This window comes from Brevibacillus sp. FW306-2-1A-C05A, assembly GCF_058781555.1.
On record NZ_JBYSWV010000007.1, the window covers coordinates 93,887 to 115,250 of the forward strand.

23 protein-coding genes are annotated in these 21,364 nt (G+C 51.6%); 19 read left to right on the top strand and 4 right to left on the bottom strand.

Annotation, left to right across the window (positions count from 1 at the left end):
• Position 1: 1 nt before the first annotated feature.
• The 18 genes from AC3WJN_RS07760 (at position 2) to AC3WJN_RS07845 (ending at position 16,205) form a co-directional block, all read left to right on the top strand.
• Positions 2 to 1,972, top strand: a complete 1,971-nt coding sequence (locus AC3WJN_RS07760) for a cbb3-type cytochrome c oxidase subunit I (RefSeq protein ID WP_005835023.1) — start codon at positions 2 to 4, stop codon at positions 1,970 to 1,972.
• A gap of 2 nt (positions 1,973 to 1,974) precedes the next feature.
• Positions 1,975 to 2,577, top strand: coding sequence for a cytochrome o ubiquinol oxidase subunit III (cyoC, locus tag AC3WJN_RS07765; protein ID WP_025848022.1), 603 nt, complete (start codon positions 1,975 to 1,977; stop codon positions 2,575 to 2,577).
• Position 2,578: 1 nt separating this feature from the next.
• Positions 2,579 to 2,893 carry a cytochrome o ubiquinol oxidase subunit IV gene (gene cyoD, locus AC3WJN_RS07770; protein WP_005835019.1) on the top strand — a complete coding sequence of 105 codons (315 nt, stop codon included), beginning with the start codon at positions 2,579 to 2,581 and terminating at the stop codon, positions 2,891 to 2,893.
• Positions 2,894 to 3,032: 139 nt separating this feature from the next.
• Positions 3,033 to 3,557: a GNAT family N-acetyltransferase gene (locus tag AC3WJN_RS07775; RefSeq protein ID WP_007781723.1), complete on the top strand. Its 525-nt coding sequence runs from the start codon at positions 3,033 to 3,035 to the stop codon at positions 3,555 to 3,557.
• A gap of 193 nt (positions 3,558 to 3,750) precedes the next feature.
• The gene (locus AC3WJN_RS07780) at positions 3,751 to 4,320 is read left to right on the top strand and encodes an FAD-dependent oxidoreductase (protein ID WP_007781726.1); all 570 of its coding nucleotides are present in this window, start codon (positions 3,751 to 3,753) and stop codon (positions 4,318 to 4,320) included.
• A gap of 155 nt (positions 4,321 to 4,475) precedes the next feature.
• Positions 4,476 to 5,999, top strand: a complete 1,524-nt coding sequence (locus AC3WJN_RS07785; RefSeq protein WP_005835013.1) for an MDR family MFS transporter — start codon at positions 4,476 to 4,478, stop codon at positions 5,997 to 5,999.
• 12 nt (positions 6,000 to 6,011) lie between these two features.
• Positions 6,012 to 6,545 (top strand): PadR family transcriptional regulator, encoded by a 534-nt coding sequence (locus AC3WJN_RS07790; protein ID WP_007781730.1) that lies wholly within the window; start codon positions 6,012 to 6,014, stop codon positions 6,543 to 6,545.
• Positions 6,546 to 6,633: 88 nt separating this feature from the next.
• Positions 6,634 to 6,924, top strand: coding sequence for a DUF3817 domain-containing protein (locus AC3WJN_RS07795; RefSeq protein WP_005835010.1), 291 nt, complete (start codon positions 6,634 to 6,636; stop codon positions 6,922 to 6,924).
• 125 nt (positions 6,925 to 7,049) lie between these two features.
• Positions 7,050 to 7,247, top strand: a complete 198-nt coding sequence (locus AC3WJN_RS07800; protein ID WP_005835007.1) for a hypothetical protein — start codon at positions 7,050 to 7,052, stop codon at positions 7,245 to 7,247.
• 527 nt (positions 7,248 to 7,774) lie between these two features.
• The gene (locus AC3WJN_RS07805; RefSeq protein ID WP_005835003.1) at positions 7,775 to 8,293 is read left to right on the top strand and encodes a DUF2179 domain-containing protein; all 519 of its coding nucleotides are present in this window, start codon (positions 7,775 to 7,777) and stop codon (positions 8,291 to 8,293) included.
• Between the two features lie 224 nt (positions 8,294 to 8,517).
• Positions 8,518 to 9,246: an amino acid ABC transporter ATP-binding protein gene (locus AC3WJN_RS07810; protein ID WP_005835001.1), complete on the top strand. Its 729-nt coding sequence runs from the start codon at positions 8,518 to 8,520 to the stop codon at positions 9,244 to 9,246.
• 43 nt (positions 9,247 to 9,289) lie between these two features.
• Positions 9,290 to 10,144: a transporter substrate-binding domain-containing protein gene (locus AC3WJN_RS07815; RefSeq protein WP_005834999.1), complete on the top strand. Its 855-nt coding sequence runs from the start codon at positions 9,290 to 9,292 to the stop codon at positions 10,142 to 10,144.
• An 83-nt stretch (positions 10,145 to 10,227) separates the two neighbouring features.
• Positions 10,228 to 10,881, top strand: a complete 654-nt coding sequence (locus tag AC3WJN_RS07820) for an amino acid ABC transporter permease (RefSeq protein WP_007781739.1) — start codon at positions 10,228 to 10,230, stop codon at positions 10,879 to 10,881.
• 14 nt (positions 10,882 to 10,895) lie between these two features.
• On the top strand, positions 10,896 to 11,546 hold the full coding sequence (locus AC3WJN_RS07825; protein WP_005829028.1) for an amino acid ABC transporter permease: 651 nt from the start codon (positions 10,896 to 10,898) through the stop codon (positions 11,544 to 11,546).
• Between the two features lie 79 nt (positions 11,547 to 11,625).
• The gene (locus tag AC3WJN_RS07830; protein ID WP_283858797.1) at positions 11,626 to 12,894 is read left to right on the top strand and encodes a sensor histidine kinase; all 1,269 of its coding nucleotides are present in this window, start codon (positions 11,626 to 11,628) and stop codon (positions 12,892 to 12,894) included.
• A gap of 3 nt (positions 12,895 to 12,897) precedes the next feature.
• On the top strand, positions 12,898 to 13,815 hold the full coding sequence (locus AC3WJN_RS07835) for a response regulator (protein ID WP_005829032.1): 918 nt from the start codon (positions 12,898 to 12,900) through the stop codon (positions 13,813 to 13,815).
• 152 nt (positions 13,816 to 13,967) lie between these two features.
• Positions 13,968 to 15,467 carry a dGTP triphosphohydrolase gene (gene dgt, locus AC3WJN_RS07840; RefSeq protein ID WP_007781749.1) on the top strand — a complete coding sequence of 500 codons (1,500 nt, stop codon included), beginning with the start codon at positions 13,968 to 13,970 and terminating at the stop codon, positions 15,465 to 15,467.
• Positions 15,468 to 15,479: 12 nt separating this feature from the next.
• A complete protein-coding gene (locus AC3WJN_RS07845) occupies positions 15,480 to 16,205 on the top strand; it encodes a nucleotidyltransferase family protein (RefSeq protein WP_005829036.1) in 726 nt (241 codons plus the stop codon).
• Between the two features lie 114 nt (positions 16,206 to 16,319).
• Here the strand turns inward: AC3WJN_RS07845 and AC3WJN_RS07850 are convergent, their stop codons facing one another.
• From AC3WJN_RS07850 to AC3WJN_RS07865, 4 genes are read right to left on the bottom strand one after another with little or no spacing between them, the layout of a single operon-like run.
• Positions 16,320 to 17,045 carry an ABC transporter ATP-binding protein gene (locus AC3WJN_RS07850; RefSeq protein ID WP_005829038.1) on the bottom strand — a complete coding sequence of 242 codons (726 nt, stop codon included), beginning with the start codon at positions 17,043 to 17,045 and terminating at the stop codon, positions 16,320 to 16,322.
• Positions 17,046 to 17,049: 4 nt separating this feature from the next.
• Positions 17,050 to 17,856: an ABC transporter permease gene (locus tag AC3WJN_RS07855; protein WP_007781753.1), complete on the bottom strand. Its 807-nt coding sequence runs from the start codon at positions 17,854 to 17,856 to the stop codon at positions 17,050 to 17,052.
• A gap of 18 nt (positions 17,857 to 17,874) precedes the next feature.
• A complete protein-coding gene (locus AC3WJN_RS07860; protein ID WP_005829041.1) occupies positions 17,875 to 18,465 on the bottom strand; it encodes a nitrous oxide reductase accessory protein NosL in 591 nt (196 codons plus the stop codon).
• Positions 18,462 to 19,811: a right-handed parallel beta-helix repeat-containing protein gene (locus AC3WJN_RS07865; RefSeq protein ID WP_174435234.1), complete on the bottom strand. Its 1,350-nt coding sequence runs from the start codon at positions 19,809 to 19,811 to the stop codon at positions 18,462 to 18,464. Before AC3WJN_RS07865 ends, AC3WJN_RS07860 begins: the two co-directional genes overlap by 4 nt.
• A 510-nt stretch (positions 19,812 to 20,321) precedes the next feature.
• Here AC3WJN_RS07865 and AC3WJN_RS07870 point away from each other — a divergent pair.
• Positions 20,322 to 20,921 carry a hypothetical protein gene (locus tag AC3WJN_RS07870; RefSeq protein WP_007781762.1) on the top strand — a complete coding sequence of 200 codons (600 nt, stop codon included), beginning with the start codon at positions 20,322 to 20,324 and terminating at the stop codon, positions 20,919 to 20,921.
• Positions 20,922 to 21,364 lie beyond the last annotated feature (443 nt).

The following is a 21,364-nucleotide window of genomic DNA, read 5'->3' on the forward strand; positions in this document are numbered from 1 at the left end:
CGTGTGGGAGGACATTAAAGAATTTGCATCCACGTTCTTCGTAACTGGTGACCCACTGATTTACGGTGCGGACGTATCGATTGTGCTGACAATGCTCGCGATCGTGTTTGTCCTGACCAAATATAAAAAATGGGGTTGGCTCTGGCGTGAATGGCTGACTACCGTTGACCATAAACGTATCGGGATCATGTACCTGATTTCATCGCTTCTCATGCTGTTCCGCGGTGGGGTTGACGCCCTGCTGATGCGTCTGCAGTTGGCATTCCCGAATCTGGAATTTTTGCATGCCGATCACTATAACGCGATCTTTACCACTCACGGTACGATCATGATTTTGTTCATGGCGATGCCGATGATGTTCGGTTTGTTCAACATGGTCGTTCCGCTGCAAATCGGGGCGCGCGACGTTGCGTATCCGTTTTTGAACGCACTCAGCTTCTGGCTGTTTTTCCTTGGGGCGATGCTGTTCAACCTGTCTTTCGTTATCGGGGGTTCCCCGGACGCAGGTTGGCTGTCTTATCCGCCATTGTCGCAAAATGATTTCAGTCCAGGACCAGGGCAAAACTTCTGGATCTGGGGAATTCAAATCTCCGGTATCGGTAGTTTGGCAACAGGTATCAACTTTATCGTAACGATTCTCAAAATGCGTGCACCAGGTATGACGCTTACCAAAATGCCGCTGTTTAGCTGGTCTGTTCTGTCGTCCAGCATCATGATTATTTTTGCTTTCCCGATCTTGACTGTCACCATCGCACTTTTGTTCCTTGACCGCTTTGCAGGTGCGCACTTCTTCACGATGGATGGCGGCGGTAACCCGATGATGTACCTGAACCTCATCTGGATGTGGGGTCACCCTGAGGTGTACATCGTAGTTGTACCAGCGTTCGGTATTTTCTCTGAAGTTGTGGCGACATTCTCGCGCAAACGCATTTTCGGTTACAAATCCATGGTGTGGGCTTTGATGGCAATTGCGATCGCGTCCTTCTTCACATGGGCTCACCACTTCTTCACAATGGGTACAAGCGCCAGCGTTATCGCCTTCTTTGCGATCTCGACGATGGTCATTGCGATTCCGACCGGTGTGAAGGTGTTTAACTGGCTGTTTACGATGTTCCGTGGTCGGATATCCTTTAAACAACCGATGCTGTGGACCATTGCGTTCATTCCTTGCTTCCTCGTAGGGGGAGCGACAGGTGTCATGCTGGCGGTAGCTCCGGCAGACTACCAGTACCACAACAGCTACTTCCTGATCGCCCACTTCCACCAAGTGTTGATCGGTGGGGTTGTGTTCGGTTACCTGGCAGGTATTTACTACTGGTGGCCAAAACTGTTCGGCTTCAAGCTGGATGAGAAGCTGGGACGTTGGGGCTTCTGGTTCTGGAACATCGGTTTCTATATTTGCTTCATGCCGCAATACGCGCTTGGCTTTATGGGTATGACTCGCCGTTACTACACATACGGTTGGGATCGCGGTTGGGAAGACCTCAACCTCGTATCGACTGTCGGTGCGTTCATGATGGGGATCGGCTTCATTTTCCAAGTATGGCAAATCGCTTACAGCATCAAGCACGGAGAACGGGATACGACAGGGGACCCATGGGATGCACGTACCCTGGAGTGGTCGATTCCATCTCCAGCGCCGTTCTACAACTTCGCTGTCGTTCCGCATGTGAAAGAAGCGGATGACTGGTGGGCAACAAAACAAGCAAAAGCAAATGGCACGTATAAACAAGAGCCGGCGCATTTGGAACCGATTCATATGCCGAAGAACTCTGGTATTCCGATTATCATGTCGACCTTCTGGTTCTTGATCGGATTTGGATTCACCTTTGGATGGGTATGGATGGCCGTAGTTGGATTCATCGGAGTTGCCGTGTGCATGTGGGTACGCTCCTTCCAATATGATACGGATTATTACGTACCGGTGGATGAAGTGCGTCGCACGGAGGCTTCACTGGGGAGGGTGTTGTAATGATGGCTAATCATCACGACCATAGTCATGGCCACGACCATCATGAAGAGCATGAGCAACTAAAGGTTCTTGGCTTCTGGATTTTCGTTGTTACGGACTGCATTTTGTTCGGTACGCTGTTTGCCACCTATGCAGTAATGATGCATAGCTTTGCAGGCGGACCGACTGGAAAAGAACTGTTTGAAATGCCTGGGATCATCGCTTCAACTTTTATCCTGTTGACCAGCAGCTTTACGAGCGGACTTGCTGTGCTGGCGATGAACAAAGGAAAAGTAAAAGAACTGATCGGATGGCTGGCGGTTACAGCCGTCCTGGGTCTGGCCTTCGTCGTGCTGGAGATCAACGAGTTTACGCACTTGGCGCATGAAGGAGCAACCATCGCGACTAGCGGTTACTGGTCCGCCTTCTTCACCCTGGTTGGAACGCACGGGTTGCACGTAACCATCGGTCTGTTCTGGATGGTCGCGCTGATGATGCAGTTGAAGCGCCGCGGTATCAATGCGGTGACTCGCCGCAAAATCACCAACCTGAGCTTGTACTGGCACTTCCTGGACGTTGTGTGGATCTTCCTCTTCACAGTCGTCTATCTGATGGGGGTGATGTAAGATGACACAACATCAAAATCATGGCAATCACGATCACGGGTCGCTGAAGTCGTACGTCATAGGCTTCGTCCTCTCGATTGTGCTGACCATTATCCCGCTGGTGCTGGTCATGAACCAGATGCTCGAAAAAACGGCTCTCGTAATCACGATCTTGGTGATGGCCATCTTGCAATTCGTTGTTCAACTGTTCTTCTTTATGCACATTCGCGAGGGAGAAAAACCGCGCTACAATGTACAGACATTGATCCTCGGTCTCGTGATCGTGTTTACGATCATCGCAGGTTCCATCTGGATCATGATGTTCAACAAATACTAAGCAGCATTATAGGGAAAAAGCCAAAAGGCGTGAGTCAAGCGATCGGTTGCTTGTCTCGCGCCTTTTTCTTGCTCCGTCATGTTTAGCGTGCTAAGATAGACGGAAATTATTGACAGCACATTCGAAAGGCAGTGGGAGTATGGCAGAGCAGCTCGCTTTGGTCAAGCCTTCCGCCCGGCGACAGCAGGAGTATTTGGCTTATTACGAAGAATGGAAGCAAAGCGGGGAACCGTTTGTCCCTTGGGTGGCCGGGCGCGAGCCGTACGATTTTGGCGCTTACCTGGCGTTTCTTGCCAGCGAGGGAAGCGAAGAAAGTATTCCGGCCGGCTGGGTTCCGCACTCAACCTACTGGCTGGTGAACGGCGAGGACAAAATCTTGGGGGTAGTCAACATTCGCCATCGCCTGAACGAGCATTTGTACAACGCAGGCGGCCATATCGGCTACGGCATCCGGCCGAGCGAAAGACGAAAAGGCTACGCGACGGCGATTCTCGCGCTCGCGCTGGACAAGACGAGAGAGCTTGGCCTGGAGCGGGTACTGGTTGTGTGCGATCGGGACAATACCGGCTCGGAAAAAACAATTCGCGGCAATGGCGGGGTGTTGGAATCCGAGTTCACGGAAGCGGACGGCAATGTGGTGCGGCGGTATTGGATTGCATTGTGACAGAGCCAATCCCAGCGATTAAGACGCTACCAGTGACAAAGGCTATCGTTTTCTTAAAAAAAGGCACACGCGTCCTTTCTATTTTTACCTGCCGCAAAGTTCGCGAATGTTTTTACTGCCGCCAACCCTTTTCTTTTTCAAAACAAAGTATATAATTATGTTGTGTAACGTATTTTGGAAAGGGGAGATTTCTTTGTTTGATATCGTGATTGTTGGAGCAGGCCCAGCGGGTGGAAGCGCAGCATTGTTTGCCGCGAAGGCGGGGAAAAAGACGTTGTTGATTGACAACGACAAGAGCATGACCAAACGCGCGTGGATGGAAAACCACTATGGCATCATGGAAATCTCGGGCCCTGACCTGATCGAGACAGGGAAAAAGCAGGCTGCCAAATTCGGGGCCGAGCTGGTGGAAGACCAGGTAACCAACGTGAAGAAAACCGAGCAAGGGCTGGTCGTGGAGACAGCGGAAAAAGGCTCGTTCGAAGCGAAGCATGTCATTTTGGCGACAGGCGCGGTAGTGGCGCTCGCCGAAGAGATTGGCGTCAAGACAAAAGAGGGCACCGAGCCGCGCATCAAGTCGATCGTAGACGTTGACGCACAAGGAAAAACGAACATCGAAGGCATTTGGGCGGCAGGCACGTGCGCAGGCGTGAGCGTACATACGATCATTACCGCTGGCGACGGGGCGAAAGTCGCGATTAACGTCATCAGCGAGCTGAACGGCGAGCGTTATGTCGATCACGACGTGTTGAAAACAAACTGAGCTTTAGATGTACAGGCACCTTCTCTTTTCTGAAGAGAAGGTGTTTTTTCGCAGCAGTAGCAAACGGTTCCTGCCCTATATTTTGCAGACATATGGTCAAATTTGAATATAATAGACTATATTAGTTTGATTTGACTGTTAGGAGGAAAACGGCAATGATTGCCAAGGAAAGCAACGTAAATTTTGTCGTCGCAGCGCTCATGCTGGGGCTGTTGATCGCGTCCATGGACAACACGATTGTGGCGACAGCGATGGGGACGATTGTGGGCGAGATGGGCGGCATGGACAAATTCGTCTGGGTGACGTCCGCGTACATGGTCGCGACGATGGCCGGGATGCCGATTTTCGGCAAGCTGTCCGACATGTACGGGCGCAAGCGGTTTTATATTTTCGGCCTGATCGTTTTTTTAGTGGGCTCCATTTTGTGCGGGACGGCGAGCAGTATTGTCGAGCTGAGCATTTATCGCGCGATTCAGGGGATTGGCGGCGGCGCGTTGATGCCGATTGCCTTCACGATCATTTTTGATGTGTTTCCGCCGGAAAAACGCGGGAAAATGACTGGGCTGTTCGGGGCGGTTTTCGGTACGTCCAGCGTGTTCGGGCCGCTGCTTGGCGCGTACATTACGGAGTATGTCAGTTGGCACTGGATTTTTTACATCAACGTGCCGATCGGGGCTTTGTCGCTCTGGTTTATCAGCGTGTACTACAGAGAGTCGCTGGAGCACCGCAAGCAAAGCATCGACTGGTGGGGAGCGATTACGCTTGTCGGAGCGATTGTCAGTCTGATGTTTGCCCTGGAGCTTGGCGGCAACCAGTACGCCTGGGATTCCGTGCAGATCATCGGGCTGCTCGCAGCCTTTTTGCTTTTGTTCATCATCTTTTTGTTCGTGGAAACGAAAGCGTCCGAACCGATTATTTCGTTTGCGATGTTCAAGCAGCGGCTGTTTGCGACGACGAACGCGGTCGCGCTGCTGTATGGCGCGGCTTTTATCATTACGACCGTCTTTTTGCCGATCTTTATCCAAGGGGTGTACGGCGGGTCTGCGACCAACTCCGGCCTGCTTTTGACGCCGATGATGCTCGCCTCTGTCTGCGGCAGCCAACTGGGCGGGTTTCTCACGACGAAGACGAGCTTCCGCAACATCATGCTGTTGTCCGCTGTCTTTTTCGTACCGGGGATTTTCCTGCTGAGTACATTGTCGCCCGACATGGCTCGTTCGACGGTCACGGTGTACATGATTTTGACTGGCTTTGGCGTCGGCTTTTCTTTTTCCGTATTGGGGATGTCGGCGATTCACGGCTTCGACATGCGGCAGAGAGGCTCGGCCAGCTCGACCAACTCTTTTTCCCGCTCGCTCGGCATGACGCTGGGCATTACCGTATTTGGCATCTTGCAGCGCAACCAGTTTGAAAACGGCATGGCTTCGACTTTTTCGGGGCAAGGAGCTGTCGGGGCGATCACGGACCCGCGCGCGATCTTGACGCCGGAAGCGCGGGCGGCTATCCCGGCTCCTGTGCTGGAGACGATCACGGACATTCTCGCTTCCTCGATTGCTCAGACGTTCATGTGGGCGCTCGTTCCTGCCATTCTCGCCGTCATCTGTATTGCGCTGATGGGGAACGAGAGTGCGCTCGGCAGGGCCAAAAACGCACCGCAAGCAAACCCGGAACGCGGGTAAGAGGAGAGGGTCATGAGTCTGAAATTGCTTATTTTAGGGCTGCTGATGGAAGGGGAGCGACACCCGTATGAAATCCAGCAGCAAGTGAAGACGCGAGGAATCGACTGCTACGTCAAGTACGCCAAAGGCTCCCTCTACTATGCGATCAATCAGTTGGAAAAGGGTGGGATGATCGAGGTTACGCAAGTCATTCGCGAGTCGAACCGCCCGGATAAGACAATGTACCGGATCACCAAAAAAGGGGAGGCAGAGTTCCAGGAGCTGCTTTTGCAGGAAATGCGCAAGCCGATGCAGTTGACAAACCCGATCTACGCAGCTCTGACTTTTGCTTCCCACGGCGATCCGGCGAAAATGGGAGAGGCGCTTGCTACAAACATCGAGGAGGTACAGCGGCAGGCTGCCTTGCTCGAATCGATTCTCGAGCAGCAGCGAGCGCGGCTGGATTGGGGAGCGAGGACGATTTTGCTCGGGGCGATCGAGCATCTGCAGGCAGAAGTGCGCTGGTTGGAGCGCATCCGCGAAGAAGCGTGGGGCCGCCAGTTTTGAATTTATTATGAACATTGGGCAATTCCCATCATTCTGATAGTTTTTCATTTATAATGATGATAATTACAGGCAAGGATGGTATCCGCTCATGATGAATACCGCACTCGGACGTTTTCGCGTCATCGGCATTATCGAAGGAATCTCGTATTTGGTATTGCTCTTGATTGCCATGCCGCTAAAGTACTATCTCGACTTTCCGGCCGCTGTAAAAATCGCCGGCTCGCTGCATGGGCTGTTTTTTGTCCTCTATATTTTGGCACTGGCGCATGTTACATTTAAAGACAGATGGTCTGTTCTCAAGGTGATTGGGGCGTTTATCGCGTCGCTCTTGCCATTCGGCAACTTCGTTCTGGATGCACGATTGAAAAAAGAGCAATAAAACAGCAGAGTTTGCAGCGAAAAAAGGCGGGTCAGCGTACCCGTCTTTTGAGCACCATCAGACAGAACCGATCATACATAAGCGCAACGCTGTTCAAATATGGATCGCGATGGGGGAGGATCTGTGTGGAGACCAGAATTTTGGCAGGTGTTCTTTTATGGGATAACGAAGGGCAATACGTTCTCGAAACCGGGATGGAGAATCGGTACAAGCTGGTGCTGCCACAGATCATCACATTTACGCAAAGCGATGAAAAAGTGGCGTCAGATGAATTGGGCGAGCAGCACGTCGGCAAAAACGTGATTGCCAGATGCTTTGTGTGAGCGAGGGTAGGCACGAGCCTATTCTGGAACGAAAAACGACAGACTATTCCGAAAAATAAAAGGGCGATGCACATGGAACTGCGCGAGCGATATACAAAAACAGGCGGAAATCAAAGGCTCCGGGTACGTCGTGGAATCGCTGGAAGCGGCGCTGCCTGGGCGGATGCTCGACCTGCTCGCGAAAAAAGAGTGGATAGAAGCGCTGGCGGGTAAATTGTACGAGCACAGCCGCGCCTAATCAGCCTCTCGCGGGGAAAAACCGACCGCACGAGCGGATTCAGGATTCACGCTGCCGTTGCAGGCTGGCTCAAGTATCCAGTCGGCAGCTTCGGCTGGGGATTTTGCGCAGTTCCGCACGTCGCCTAGCCTGCTCGTGCCGCCCTTTCCGACCGAGCAAGCACGGCTTGCGGTGGAAGATTTTTGCGCCTTTTTCCGTCTGGATTTTGCCTGGCAGATCGATTATATTGTAGTAATTGTGAGTACATAACATATTGGCCCGAGTAGATTCGGGTGGGGGTAGGGGAGCAATGGGCTTCGAGTTTGTGTGGATCATCATCGGGATCAATATTTTGTACGTGTCGTTTTTCACGTTGCGACTGCTGATGGTGATTAAAGGGTATCGTGTGCTCGCTTCGCTGTTGGCGATGGTGGAAGTATTCGTCTATTTGAAAGGACTCGCGATTGTACTCGACAACCTGGACAATCCGGTCAACCTCGCCGCGTACTGTATCGGCTGGGGAATGGGTGTGTACATCGGCAGCAAAATCGAGGAGTATTTGGCCTTGGGCTATGTCACCTTGCAGGTAGTGGTCGATTCCGTCGACCTGGATGTTCCTGTGCGGCTGCGCGAGCACGGCTTCGGCGTCACCTCCTGGGTGGCGGAAGGCCGGGACGGGCACCGCCTCATGATGCAGGTGCTGACCAAGCGCAGCAACGAGAAAAAGCTGTGGCAGCTCATTCATGAGATCGCGCCAAAAGCGTTTGTCATTTCCTTTGAGCCGAAAAACTTGAAGGGCGGCTTCTGGGTCAACCGCCTGCGCCAGTAGGAGCAGCCGTTCCTTTTCCAGTTGTAAAAGACGCCAGTCGTCTTCTGTGCCAAACAGGCAGGAAGCGGCTGGTTTTTTGTTTGTCTGCTCGGCCAAAAAGCCGGGTCCTACGCCTTTATTATTAGAAAATTATAAAGAGAAATAAAATACTTTGTATTTTTCTGTAGATTCGGGTAGTTCGTCCTTACCATACAAACTATGACAGAGAGCAAGGGGGGATCTGGTTGATTAGTTTTCATCAAGTCAACAAACATTACGGGAGCTTCCACGTCCTGAAAAACATCGACCTGCATATCAACCAGGGAGAAGTAGTCGTCGTCATTGGCCCGTCTGGATCGGGGAAAAGTACGATGGTTCGCTGTATCAACAGATTGGAAACGGTTACAAGCGGAGAGCTGCTGGTAGACGGGGTAAAAGTAAACGACAAAAACACCGACATCAACAAGCTGCGCCGCAATATCGGCATGGTGTTCCAGCACTTCAATCTGTATCCGCACAAAACCGTGTTGGAAAACATCACGCTGGCGCCGATCAAGGTGCTGGGCGTATCGCAGAAGGAAGCGGAAGAAACCGCGCTCTACTACCTGGAAAAAGTAGGGATTCCGGAGAAGGCGGAAAAATTTCCGACCCAGCTCTCCGGCGGCCAGCAGCAGCGTGTAGCGATTGCGCGCGGACTGGCCATGCGCCCGAAAATCATGCTGTTTGACGAGCCGACCTCGGCGCTCGATCCCGAGACGATCGGGGAAGTACTGGACGTCATGAAAAAGCTGGCGAAGGAAGGCATGACGATGGTCGTGGTCACCCACGAAATGGGCTTTGCCCGCGAAGTGGCAGACCGGATCGTGTTCATGGACCAGGGCAGGATTCTTGAAGAGGCTACGCCGCAAGAATTTTTCGAAAATCCGCGTGAAGAACGCGCGCGCCTGTTCCTGAGCCGGATTTTGAATCACTAGACATTCACTTAAAACAATAAAAAAGAGATGAGGGGTAATTCAGATGAAGAAAAGTGTATGGAAAAAACTCGCAGGTATGGGTCTTGTATTGATGCTGAGCGCAACCGCACTCGCAGGCTGTGGCGGGGGCAAGACAGAAGGCGGCGCGGCAGGCTCTGCATCGAATGGTGCGGCGGCTGGTGCCGGAACATTGGCAAAAATCAAGGAAAGAGACAAGTTTGTCGTAGGCGTGAAGTACGACCTGAACCTGTTCGGTCTGAAAGATCCGTCGACAGGCAACGTAGAAGGCTTCGACATCGACATCGCCAAAGCGATTGCAAAAAAAGTGCTCGGTGACGAAAACAAAATCGAGCTGAAGGAAGTTACCTCCAAAACGCGTATCCCGATGCTGAAAAACGGGGAGATTGACGCGATTATCGCGACGATGACCATCACCGAAGAACGCAAAAAAGAAGTAGACTTCTCCGATGTGTACTTCATGGCAGGACAGTCTTTGCTGGTGAAAAAGGACAGCCCGATCAACAGCATCAAAGACTTGCAAAAAGGCATGAAAGTGCTGACCGCAAAAGGCTCGACTTCCGCGAAAAACATTCGCGAAAGCGCACCGGATGCAGAAGTGCTTGAATTTGAAAACTACGCAGAAGCCTTTACCGCGCTCAAAGCTGGACAAGGTGACGCGCTGACTACCGATAACGCCCTGCTGTACGGAATGGCGAAGCAAGATCCAAACTACCGCGTAACCGAAGAAACATTCACCGAAGAGCCATACGGAATCGCGATCAACAAAGGCGACGCCGAGTTTGTAAAAACCGTGAACGACGTGTTGAAAGAAATGAAGGAAAACGGCGAGTACGACAAGATTTATGAAAAATGGATCGGGGAAAAACCAAAAAAATAAGCGGTTCGACTCCATGACGGATGAGCGGTTCACTCTGCCGCTCATTCCCTTATTTTCTTACGACTAGGGGGATCGCAACAGAGATGATCGATTTTTCTATCTTGTTTGAGCACTGGGACATGTTTATCGAAGGCTTCTGGAACACCGTGCAAGCCAGCCTGCTCGCTCTTGTCGGGAGCTTGGCTTTAGGGACGCTTTTCGCCATTTTTCGGATTTCGCCGATTCGCCCGCTCAACTGGATCGGTACGGCTTACGTCGAGTTTGTGCGCAACATCCCGCTGATTCTCGTCGTCTTCCTGTTCTTTGTCGGCTTGCCGGCGCTCGGGATTGTACTCGCGCCGTTTGTCGCTGGTACGCTCGGGCTGACTGTCTATACGGCAGCGTTTATCGCGGAGACGATTCGCGCCGGGATTCAAGCGATTCCAAAAGGGCAAATGGAAGCAGCCCGTTCCTCGGGTCTGACTTACAACCAGGCGATGCGCTACATCATTTTGCCGCAAGCGATCAAAGTCGTAATCCCGCCGATGGGCAACCAGTTTATCAACCTGGTGAAAAACTCTTCGGTGCTTGGCGTCATTGCAGGTCTTGACCTGATGTACTTCGGCGACCTGATTTCCGCTGATACGTTTGTGACGTTTGACGTTTACATTTTTGTCGCAGTCTTTTATCTGATTCTGACACTTCCGTTGAGCTTGCTCGTAGGCTACCTGGAGCGACGCTTGGCTGGAAGCCGCTAAGGGGAGGGGACATCATGGACTTTATCGGAGCATACGCGCCCAGTCATTTGACCTTCCTGCTAGAAGGTTTCTGGATTACCCTGCAGGTTGCCTTTTTATCGATTGTGTTCAGCTTCGCCATTGCCATCGTCGTAGGGGTGCTTCGCTACGCGAAAATTCCCGGCGTCTCCCAGGTGCTGGCTACCGCCGTCGAGCTGATTCGCAACTTGCCGCTCTTGTTGATTATTTTTTTCACGTACTTTGCCTTGCCGGAAGTCGGCATCAAGCTGGACAAGTTTTATGCGGCTGTGCTGGCACTGGTCATCTTCGAGGCGGCCATGCTGTCGGAAATCGTGCGCAGTGGTTTAAAATCGGTGGAAAAAGGGCAGATTGAGGCTGCGCGCTCCTCTGGCCTTACCTACGTGCAGACGCTCTGGCACATTGTGCTGCCACAGGCGCTCAGACGGATGGTTCCGCCCATCGTCAGCCAGTTTATCTCGCTTCTGAAAGACACTTCGCTCGCGGTCGTGATTGCGCTGCCGGAGCTGATGAACCATGCGCAAATCATCAATGGCCGCAACGTCAACTACGTGATTCCGACTTTCCTCTTGGTGGCAGTCATGTACTTTGTGGTCAACTACGCTTTGTCGATCGTATCCAAACGTCTTGAAAACAAACACGCCTGATGCAAAAGCATCTTTTCCGATCTCCAGTTCTTTGTAAAATAGGAATGGGAGATCTTTTTACGTGCTAAAGGGGGCATCTATGCGCGAGCGCCTGTTGGTCCTCATGATTATTATGCTGGCAACCGCCTTTTTCGGAGAGATGAAGGTCAACCCGCTCGGGGGAACGTTTCGTTTCTCGCTGGGGATTGCCGCTTTCTTTTTCGGCCTGCTCTGGTTTTCGTCCGTGCCCGTGATCTTGACCGGCTTTTTGACCGGGACGTTCATTCTCGTCTTCCGCGTCGGGCTGGATTTGTTGATGGAATACCGCCCGTTGCTGGAGAGCGTGTCTGTCCATCTGCCGTCCGCGTTTTACTACTTCAGCTTCGCGATTTTGTTCCGTGTGCTGCGGGCCCGAGACTACCTGGAGTTTCCGCTGAAGATGGGGCTGATCGGCGCGTCCGTCGACTTTTTGTCCAACCTGGTCGAGCTGCGCGTGCGCGAGTATTTTACCGACTTTCCGCCGCTTACGTGGCAGAGCTTTTTCATGCTCCTGATCTTCGGCGTGTTGCGCAGCTTTTTTGCCGTCGGCTTGTACAACAGCGTCTCGATCCGGCAAATTCGCGCGGTCGGGGAGGTGCGGCAGCAGGAGCTGGAGCGGCTGCGGATGATAAATACAGAGCTGTACGAAGAGGCGTTCTACCTGCGCAAGTCGATGACGCAACTGGAAGACATCACGCGCGAGAGCTATCGGCTGTACAGGCGGCTCTTGACCTCGCAGCACGCCGAATCTCCGACGGCATTGACGATTGCCGAAAATGTGCATGAGGTGAAAAAAGATTCGCAGCGCATCCTCGCGGGCATCTCCAAGCTGATTAACCAGGAAGGGCTTGCTTCCCAGCTTCCGATCAGCGAGTTGTGCGAGCTGGTGATGAGAGCCAACCGGAAGTACGCCGAAATGCTGGGCAAAGAAATTCAGTTTACATGGAGCTGTTATGTCAGCTTGTCGACGAATCAAATCTACGCGCTGCTGTCTGTGCTGAACAATGTGGTCGCCAATGCAGTAGAAGCGATTGACGAATCGGGTAAAATTGTACTGAATGTCCAACTGGACGGACGGCACATCGTCTTTTCCGTGCTGGACAGCGGACCGGGGATTTCGCAAGAGGAACGGGAATGGGTGTTTGAACCGGGCTATACGACCAAGTATGATGAAAAAGGCAATGCGTCCACCGGCATCGGCCTGACACACGCCAGAGGCATCGTGCAGAGCTTAAAGGGACAACTGCAAATTTTGCACGACAGAGGGCTGTGGACGCATTTTGAAGTGCGGATTCCGACGGATCAATTGCTGAGAGGGGAGGGAGTATAGCCGATGATACGTTTCTTTTTGATTGAAGACGATGCCGTGGTGCGCCGCATGCTGGAGCGCATTATTGCAGACAGCGGCCTGGGCGAGATCGTGGGCCAGGCCAGCGATGGCAATCGCGTCTCCATCGACCAGTTGTACGGAGTGGATGTCGTGCTGATCGACCTGCTCATGCCAGGGCTAGACGGCATCCAGACGATCAAGAAGCTGCAAGCGGAAGGATTCACGGGCCGATTCATCATGGTTTCCCAGGTGGAAAACAAGGAGATGATCGGGGAGGCTTATTTGCAGGGGATTGATACGTTTATTCAAAAGCCGATCAACCGCCTGGAAGTCATTTCTGTGCTCAGGAGGGTATCCGATTACTTGACACTGGAAGCCTCGCTGCAATCCATCCGCAAGTCGCTGCAAATTTTGGATGTCAAAGGAAAAGAGCAGCCGGCGAGCGGGCTGAAAAAACCATCCTCGGACGAAGAGAGCCTCGCGCAAAAAGCGAGACAACTGCTGCTGCAGCTCGGAATCGCCAGCGAAGCGGGAGCGCACGATCTTTTGGTCATCATGGGCTGGCTCGCCCAGAACGAGCGGGAAGTGGACAAGCTGCGCGATTTGCAGTTGAAGGAGCTGTACACGCAAATTTTGACCAAGCTGCATGGCAACCTCGATGAACAGGCGCTGACCAAAGAAGTGCGAGCGATGGAGCAGCGCATTCGCCGCATGGTGCTGCAAGCGTTTACGCATTTGTCCTCGCTCGGCTTGACGGATTACGCCAACCCGACCTTCGAGCATTTTGCCCCGCGCCTGTTCGATTTCCAGGAAATTCGCCAGCGGATGCAAGAGCTGGAGGCCGGAGAAAAAACGACGAAATGCCGGATCAGCGTGAAAAAGTTTTTATCTGTTTTTTATATGGAAGCAAAAGCGATTTGAACCGGGGGAGAGCATTAAAATTGTAGCTGCCGATCATACTGGCAGCTTTTTATATTGTAGGTAAAAAGTATTGTTGTTCATTTGTTTGAAGTGCAAAAATTACCAAAATGATACTTAGATGTAGTAAAATAGGGGAAGGGGGGATTAGGAAAATGGAAAATACGTTAATGCGATGGGACCAATTGTTGAGCGGGGTTCGTTTGCGAGACCGAAAGGTGAAAGATCGAACTAAGGATAACGAATATGATCTGCGTAATGACTTTGATGACGACTATACCCGATTGGTAATCAGCTCGGCTGTTCGCAGACTTCAAGATAAGGCGCAGGTTTTTCCATTGGACAACAGTGATTTTGTACGTACACGTTTGACTCACTCTCATGAGGTAGCTACAATTGGCCGATCCTTGGGAATTAGCGTGGAAAAGTATCTTCACAAGCAAAAGCCTCAGGCCTTTCAAGAAGAGTCTGTTGGAAAGTTGAGTGCACTGCTAGCTGTTGCTGGCCTTGTTCACGATTTAGGAAACCCGCCTTTTGGCCATTTTGGGGAAGCGGCCATTCAAAATTTCTTTCGAGATTGGTTTAACGAAGATAATGTAAAAAAATTGACTTCGGTAGCTCTCCAAAATGTAGAGCAGATGCAAGCTGATTTTGAAAATTTTGAAGGAAATGCTCAATCATTTCGCTTGCTGACCAAACTGAATGGATTGGTGGATGAATACAGCTACAATCTCAGTGCAGCTTCGCTGGCAAGTATTTTGAAATATCCCCGATCTTCGCTTGAAGGAAACAAAAAGAAAAAGGAGCGACAGGCGAAAAAGCTCGGGATTTCCTATAAAAAGTTTGGGTATATGACTTCCGAACAGGACCGTTTTGAACTGGTTCGTGAATATACGGGTATTTTGTCCTTTCGCCATCCGGCTACTTTTTTGCTTGAAGCTGCAGATGATATTGCTTATTCGGCAGCGGATATCGAAGACGGTTGCAAAAAGAAAGTTCTGGATTATTCGATTATTACAGATGTGTTTGCGGAATTCTTTACGACGGAAGAAGAGAAAAACTTACTCGATTCATTTAGGAACGACTTTAAGCAAAATACTGAGGAACGACGTTCAGATCGCTTGGACAACGCAGTGCAGAAGTTGCGGATTAAAGCGCAAGGACTCATGATTCATGGAGTAGTTGAAACGTTCCTTCTTATGCACGATAAAATTTTAAATGGCGAATTTGATGACGAGATTCTCGAGAAGTCAAAAGCGGCAAAGGTTAGGGAGGCGTTTCGAACCCTCGCAGAGAATTATATTTTTCCTAATCAGGAAATAATCACACGCGAGCTTGTTGGAGGGAAAGTTATCCGCGGGCTGCTAGAGATCTTTGTGAGTTCAGTAAGTAGCGATAACATTTATGATGGAAAGGAATTGGAAAGAGATATCTTCAAGTTCCACGATGAATTTGCTCGCTCGGAGAAGGGAAAAAACTTTATGCTGATCTCTGATAACTATCGTTACCTTATGCAGAAGTATCCGTTCTCGCTTCAAGCGGATAAATCGCCTAGTCTGTATGACCGATTATTGCTGGTCACAGATTTTGTTTGTGGCATGACTGACACTTATGCGCTAGAATTGTATCAAAAGCTATCGGGCATAAAATTGTAAGGAGGGCTACCTATGGGCGGGGCATGGAAATGTGCTCAAGATGACTATAAGCAGACAGTTGTAATCCTAAAAAGGATTGAACTGCTAAGACAAGTCAGCCCACAAGTAGATCGATTGCTAAACGACCTTAGTTCCTATGGCGATTTAATTTTTATTGGCGGCGCAGTGCGGGACTTGGCTGAGTACAGAACCCCACGTGATTACGATATTATTGTCGATAGCTCACATACGGATTTTTCGGCAGCTTTTTCGGGCTTGTCTTATAAGAAAAATCGCTTTGGAGGCTATAAGCTAAAGGTAGATGGGATTGAATTTGATATATGGGGAATACAAACTAACTGGGCTTTTCGCGAACGCTTACTAGTTCCGTGTTTTGAGAATATATCAAAAGGGGTTTTTTTTAATTTTGATGCACTTTGCTTCCATTTACAGTGGCAAAGCCTTGACTGTACGCATTTCATGGAAGCTATAGATAATAAAGTGCTGGATATTTTGCTGGATGATGAAGCTGTATGGAAAAATCCAACACCGGAAGTCAATGTTGTCCGAGCGTGGAAGATACATAAGACACGAGGCCTGCAATTTTCTGATCGAGTGAGGAAATATATCAGGGATTGGGCTGCTACTGCTGATAATCCTCAAGAGAGACTTTTAGAGGCAGAACGTAAGCATTACGGAGATAAGAGTAAGTATTCCTATGAGGACTATGCACAACTCTTATCGGTTGTTGAAGTTTGATGCTCAAAACCACTGATACCATGTGTCAGTGGTTTTGGAAAACATCATTATGCTTATTTATGTCGTGCCGGCAAATCTTCATTAACACGAGAAAATTTTCTCGTGTTTTTTCATTTATGCATGCGCGCGCGATACCAGCTCGGCAAACGCGCCGTACAGGCCGACGGTCCCGTACTGCTTCTGGTAGCTGCCAATCGTGTCGTCGCGGACGATTTGGCCGTTCATGAGAAAAATCGCCCGGTCCGCCACCGCGTCAGCGACCTGGAGCTGGTGCGTCGAGAAGATGACGGATTGTCCCGCCAGCCGCAGCTCGCGCACCAGGTCGACGAAGGCGTCCATCCAGTAAGGATCGAGGCCGTTCGTCGGTTCGTCCAGGACGACGAGCGCGGGCTTCGCCAGAATCGCCTGGGCGAACAACAGCCGCTGCTGCATCCCTTTGGAAAAGTGCGTCACGCGCTTATTGCGGGCATCGTGCAGGCCGACCGCCTTCAGCATTCTGTCGGCGTCCTCGGCGGTGCGGTTGCGCAGGGCGGCGTAAAACTCCAGCGTTTCTCGCGCGGTCAGGCCAGCGCTGAAGGAGAAGTGGTCAGGCATATACCCGATCTGCTGCAAGTATTCGACGCGCTGCTCCTCCCAGGTCAGGCCGTTGAGCTGGATCGTGCCAGCAGTGGGGCGGAGGATGCCGACCAGCATGCGCAGGATCGTGCTTTTGCCCGCGCCGTTTCCGCCGCACAGAGCGACGACTTCGCCAGGCTCGATGCGCAGGCTGAAAGGATGGACAATCGTTTTGTCGTTGATCGTTTTGCTTACCTGATCGACGGTAAGTCCGAAGCTTTGCACGGTGTTACCTCCTTTCCCATGCCCGGGTAGCAATCCACAAGGTCGCGCCAATCCAGAGCAGACAGAGAGCGACGAAGCAAACGTCGCCGAGCGCAGAGTCAATCCAGTAAATCCACTTGTAGTATTCGGGGCCGAAGATCGCGCCGCCGCCCAGCCTGGTCACAGAGTAAATCCGCACAAATTCAGCCGGGTTGAAAAAGGTCACAATCTGCAACAAAGGCTTGATCCACGTATAAGGTACGAAGCTGAGTACGGAAATCAACAGCGTCGGCCAGGCCAAAATGTAAAAGAACCAGATGCTGACGCCCATCGTCAAAGCTTGCCAGCGGTTGCGGCACAAGGCGCCGATCACCATGGCGATCCCTAAAAACAGCAGAATGAGACAGATGGAAAAGACGAGCAAAAACAGCAGGGTGGAAAAGGCAAAGCTTTTTCCGAGCAACAGTCCAGCCACGCCGGAGACGCCGTAGCCGAAGCTGACGATGGCGATCAGCACCAGCGCCTGTCCCGCGTATTTGCCCACGAGAAACGACGAGGTCGTCATCGCGTAGGTGGAGAGAAGCTGCCAGCTCCCTTCCTCTTTTTCCGCCGTGAGGGAAAAAGAGGAGAGCAGCATAGTCATCAGCGGCAGCAGGTACAAGATCAGATTGAGCATGGTGCCTGTCGTGTACGTATAGCCTTTCATGTAGGACTGCGACTGGATGATGAGCAGCCCCAGGCTAAACAGGGAGAACAGCGCCATGAAGGAGTAGGACCACGGATTGCGGAAGCCTACCTTCACTTCCCGTTTGGCGATCAGATTGATGTGCAAGGCTCTCCACTTCCTCTATTAGTGGTGTGTCGTTGTCGTCGTGCTGCTGCCGTGCGCAGGGGTGCTCTCCATGTCGCCCGATTGATGTCCGCCCGAGGAAGGGCCTTCCGAAGAATGCCCGTCCTTTTTCATATGCTTGCTCATGCTGCGCTCCCACGTATGGTTTTTCAGGCCTTCCGCGTCCATGATGACGCCTTTCTTTTGCTCCGCGACGAATTTCTCCGCTTCCGCCTTGTCTTTGAACGAGTAGATGCCGTAGCTCATCGGCGTTTTGAACTCTTTGTCATAGGCGAATGTCGCCTGCTCGGCTTTTGTCCACTCCGCTGTGTAGTAGTCGCGGACGTACTGCATCGCGACTTCATCGGTGCCGTGCTGTTCCGTCCATTCGTGCAGGCAGCCGATGTCGTCGAATTTGAGCGCCTTGCCGTCTTTCAAAATGATTTCGGTTGCGTTGTGATCGTTCGGGACGTGCATGTGGCAAATGTCGCATTTGTCCACGCCTTCCGCGATCTCGACAGGCTGTGCTTCTTCCTTGCCGCAGCCGACGATGAGCAGGCTGATGCCTGCGATTGCTCCGAGTGTGGTCACCCATTTTTTCAAATTCATCATGATTTTTTCACTCCTACGTAAATGAATGTACAGCTTCCTGCCAAAAGAATAAGGCCAAGGATGCCTGCGCCCCAGTTGCTGCCTGTTTCGGCATTAGCAGAGACGACAGCAGAGGTCGGCATCAGCGGTGTTTCGTCCCGGATCGGGCTGCCTGCACCGCTCGTAAACAGATTTTCCAGAAAGACGAAGCCCGGCGATTGGAAAAACAACTGGTAAGCGGGAATCGCGTCTGTCAGGCCGAGGTAAAACGGATTCATTTCATACGGCAAATCGCTTTTGTGGTCGCCGTCCACATCGAGGCCGAGCAGGTTGTCCCAGTAGTTGCCGTTCAGGTTGTCCGTTGCGCTGTCCTGGGCCTGGGCGGCGATGACATTGGAGATGAAGTGGTTGTTCGTCCACGTATTTCCCGCGGAGGCGATCAACTGCATGCCGACGAAGTTGAGCGAGAGCTGGTTGCCTGTGACCGTAATCCCGCTGGAGCGCTCCAAGTATAGCCCGACGCGGTTTCCTTCGATGTGGTTGTCCGCAAGCAGCGAGTTTTGCACGTCGTAGAGCAGGATGCCCTGGGAATTGGGGTTTTTTTGCTGCTTCAAAAACCGGTTTCCGACGACGGTGGCATCGGCTGTTTCCATCAGCATCGCGCCTGTGACGTTTTCGCTGCCTGTATTGTTCTTCAGGGAAGTTTGCGTGGTGCCCATCAGGTGGTAGCCGTAGCGCGATTTTTCCACCCGGTTTTGCGTGAGCTCGTTCCCAGTGCTTTTTTCCAGGTAAATCCCGTCAAAGACGTTTGTGACCTGATTTTCAATCAGTCGGTTGTCGTGCGAGTCGTACAGGTCGATGCCGTTTCCTTTTTGGGCCTGGACCGTCACCTTTGGCTTGCTCGCGCTTTTGGACAGATGCGCGCTGTGGTCGTGGCCGGCATCGCTTGCGCTGCCTCTGTCCTTTACCTTGCCGATGACCGAGACGTTGCGTATCGTGTTGGCATTCGCGCCTCGCAACTGAATCCCGGTTCCCATCGTTTCCACGGTGACTTTTTCCAACAGGTTGCGGCTGCCGCTTACGATGATGGAGGCGTCCTCGCTGTTGATTCGTCTGTCCAGCACCGTAATGCCTTGCAAAGTCACGTCGTCTGCCGCGATCGTCAGAGCGGCTTCCTCGCTCGGATTGGTCAGCTTGACCTCGCCTTTTGCCAGCAGCTTGAGCGGCTTCGTGATGCGGATGGGACCTTCGTACTTGCCTTCCGGTATCGTGACGGTGTCGCCTGGCGCTGCCTGGTCGATCAGCGCTTGCAGGGACGCTTCGGCCTGCGCCGGATAAGCCGCTGGCAGGATGAGCACAAGCGCCAATGAAGATGCCAGCAGCAGGCGGAACGCGGTTTGGTTTTTTCTTGTGCGAGTCAGGGTAGATTCCCCCTTTGTAATGAGAGCTCTCGAACTTTCCTCCTGAGGGAAGGGCGGCCAGCTACATTCAGGATAGCAGTCCCTTTTCATTTTCGGATGACTCAAACGGGCTATAAAACGTGTCAAAAATCGCAACGATTTTATAAAAACTGGAAGGAGTTGTCGGCAGGCGGACACGGCTGGAAGACGGCGGGGAAAAAACGCTTTCCTCGCTGCTTTTCGGACAGGGGGAGGAAAATGGCAGATTGGAAGGCAACATCGGCATAGAAAAACGCTTCCCCGGAAATAGCGAGGGAGGCGTTTTTGCGTGCGGTACGCATGGGCTTTGTTATTTCTAATATTTGGGTGAAATGGACAAGGAAAAGTTCCGATACATACAAAGAAGAGATGAGGAATAATATGACAAAATTTCTTTGATAAGGGATTTTATAAAAGATAATAAAGGCGGTACGAGCTATGGAGCATAGGGATGAAAAGATACTGGCATTATTGAATGAATCGGAAAAAGCGAGCGTTCCCCTTAACATTTGCACCGGACCAGTCAGGGTGGGAAGCCGCTTCTACGAGTTTGAACAGCAAGGATTTTGGGACAACAAGGTCTGCTTGTTTATCCCAAAAGAGTTTGAGGACATGCCTGACCATTTGCGGGCAGTCAAATATCCTTACCAGCAGCGCCCGCAGATTATCAAAAGCGATGAGACAGGCGGCATTAATTTTACGTTGAGCAGGGTCGACCAAGACTTGCAGGACCAGTGGGTCAAGCAACTGACGGCAGGGATGAAAGCTACGATCAAAAAGACGAATCCGGCAAATGTCTTCTATACTGACGGGGTAGAAATGGTAGAAGGAAAGCAGGTTGGCTACTTCGAGTTTAAAAGCCCGGCACTGGACGGCTTTTTGTATCACCTCATGTTTTTTCTGGCCTTGGAAGGAAAAATGGTCATGGGCACATTTTGCTGCCCTTTTGCCGAGTATGGAGAGTGGCGGGAGATTGCTTTTCAGGTCATGAGAACGGTGAGCGTTACGGAGGAGAACGAGGGAGAGGAGCAAGGATGAGCCAATCTGTCTAAGAGGCGGGTGGATTCTGAGGTGTCCACCAAACTATCGAGGTAGCACAAGAGCAGAGGCTCTCCACACCTGTTCAGCTCCTCGCACCGGAAGTCTGCATTGCCCTGAAACCGCTGAACAAAATAATCGCCGAGCCGGACCGGACTTCTTTTCATGACTGTCTCCGTTCGATGGATTTTGCTGTATTTTTTACCAAATCGTTGCGGATTATGAGTAGCTTGAGAAAAGCTGGCTCAAAAGATACCAGCGGCGGGGGCAAAAGTCTCGCTCTACGCTTGCGTGATGGAGAGAGCGGATGAATACAGCCATGCGGGTGGGGAGAGGGCTGGCCTCTTTGCTCGCGCCAAAGAGGAACGAAAAAAACCTCGGCCACAGCGGATGGAGGAACACGCATCTGCTTTAGGAGACCGAGGTTTTTTTCGTTGGGGCTG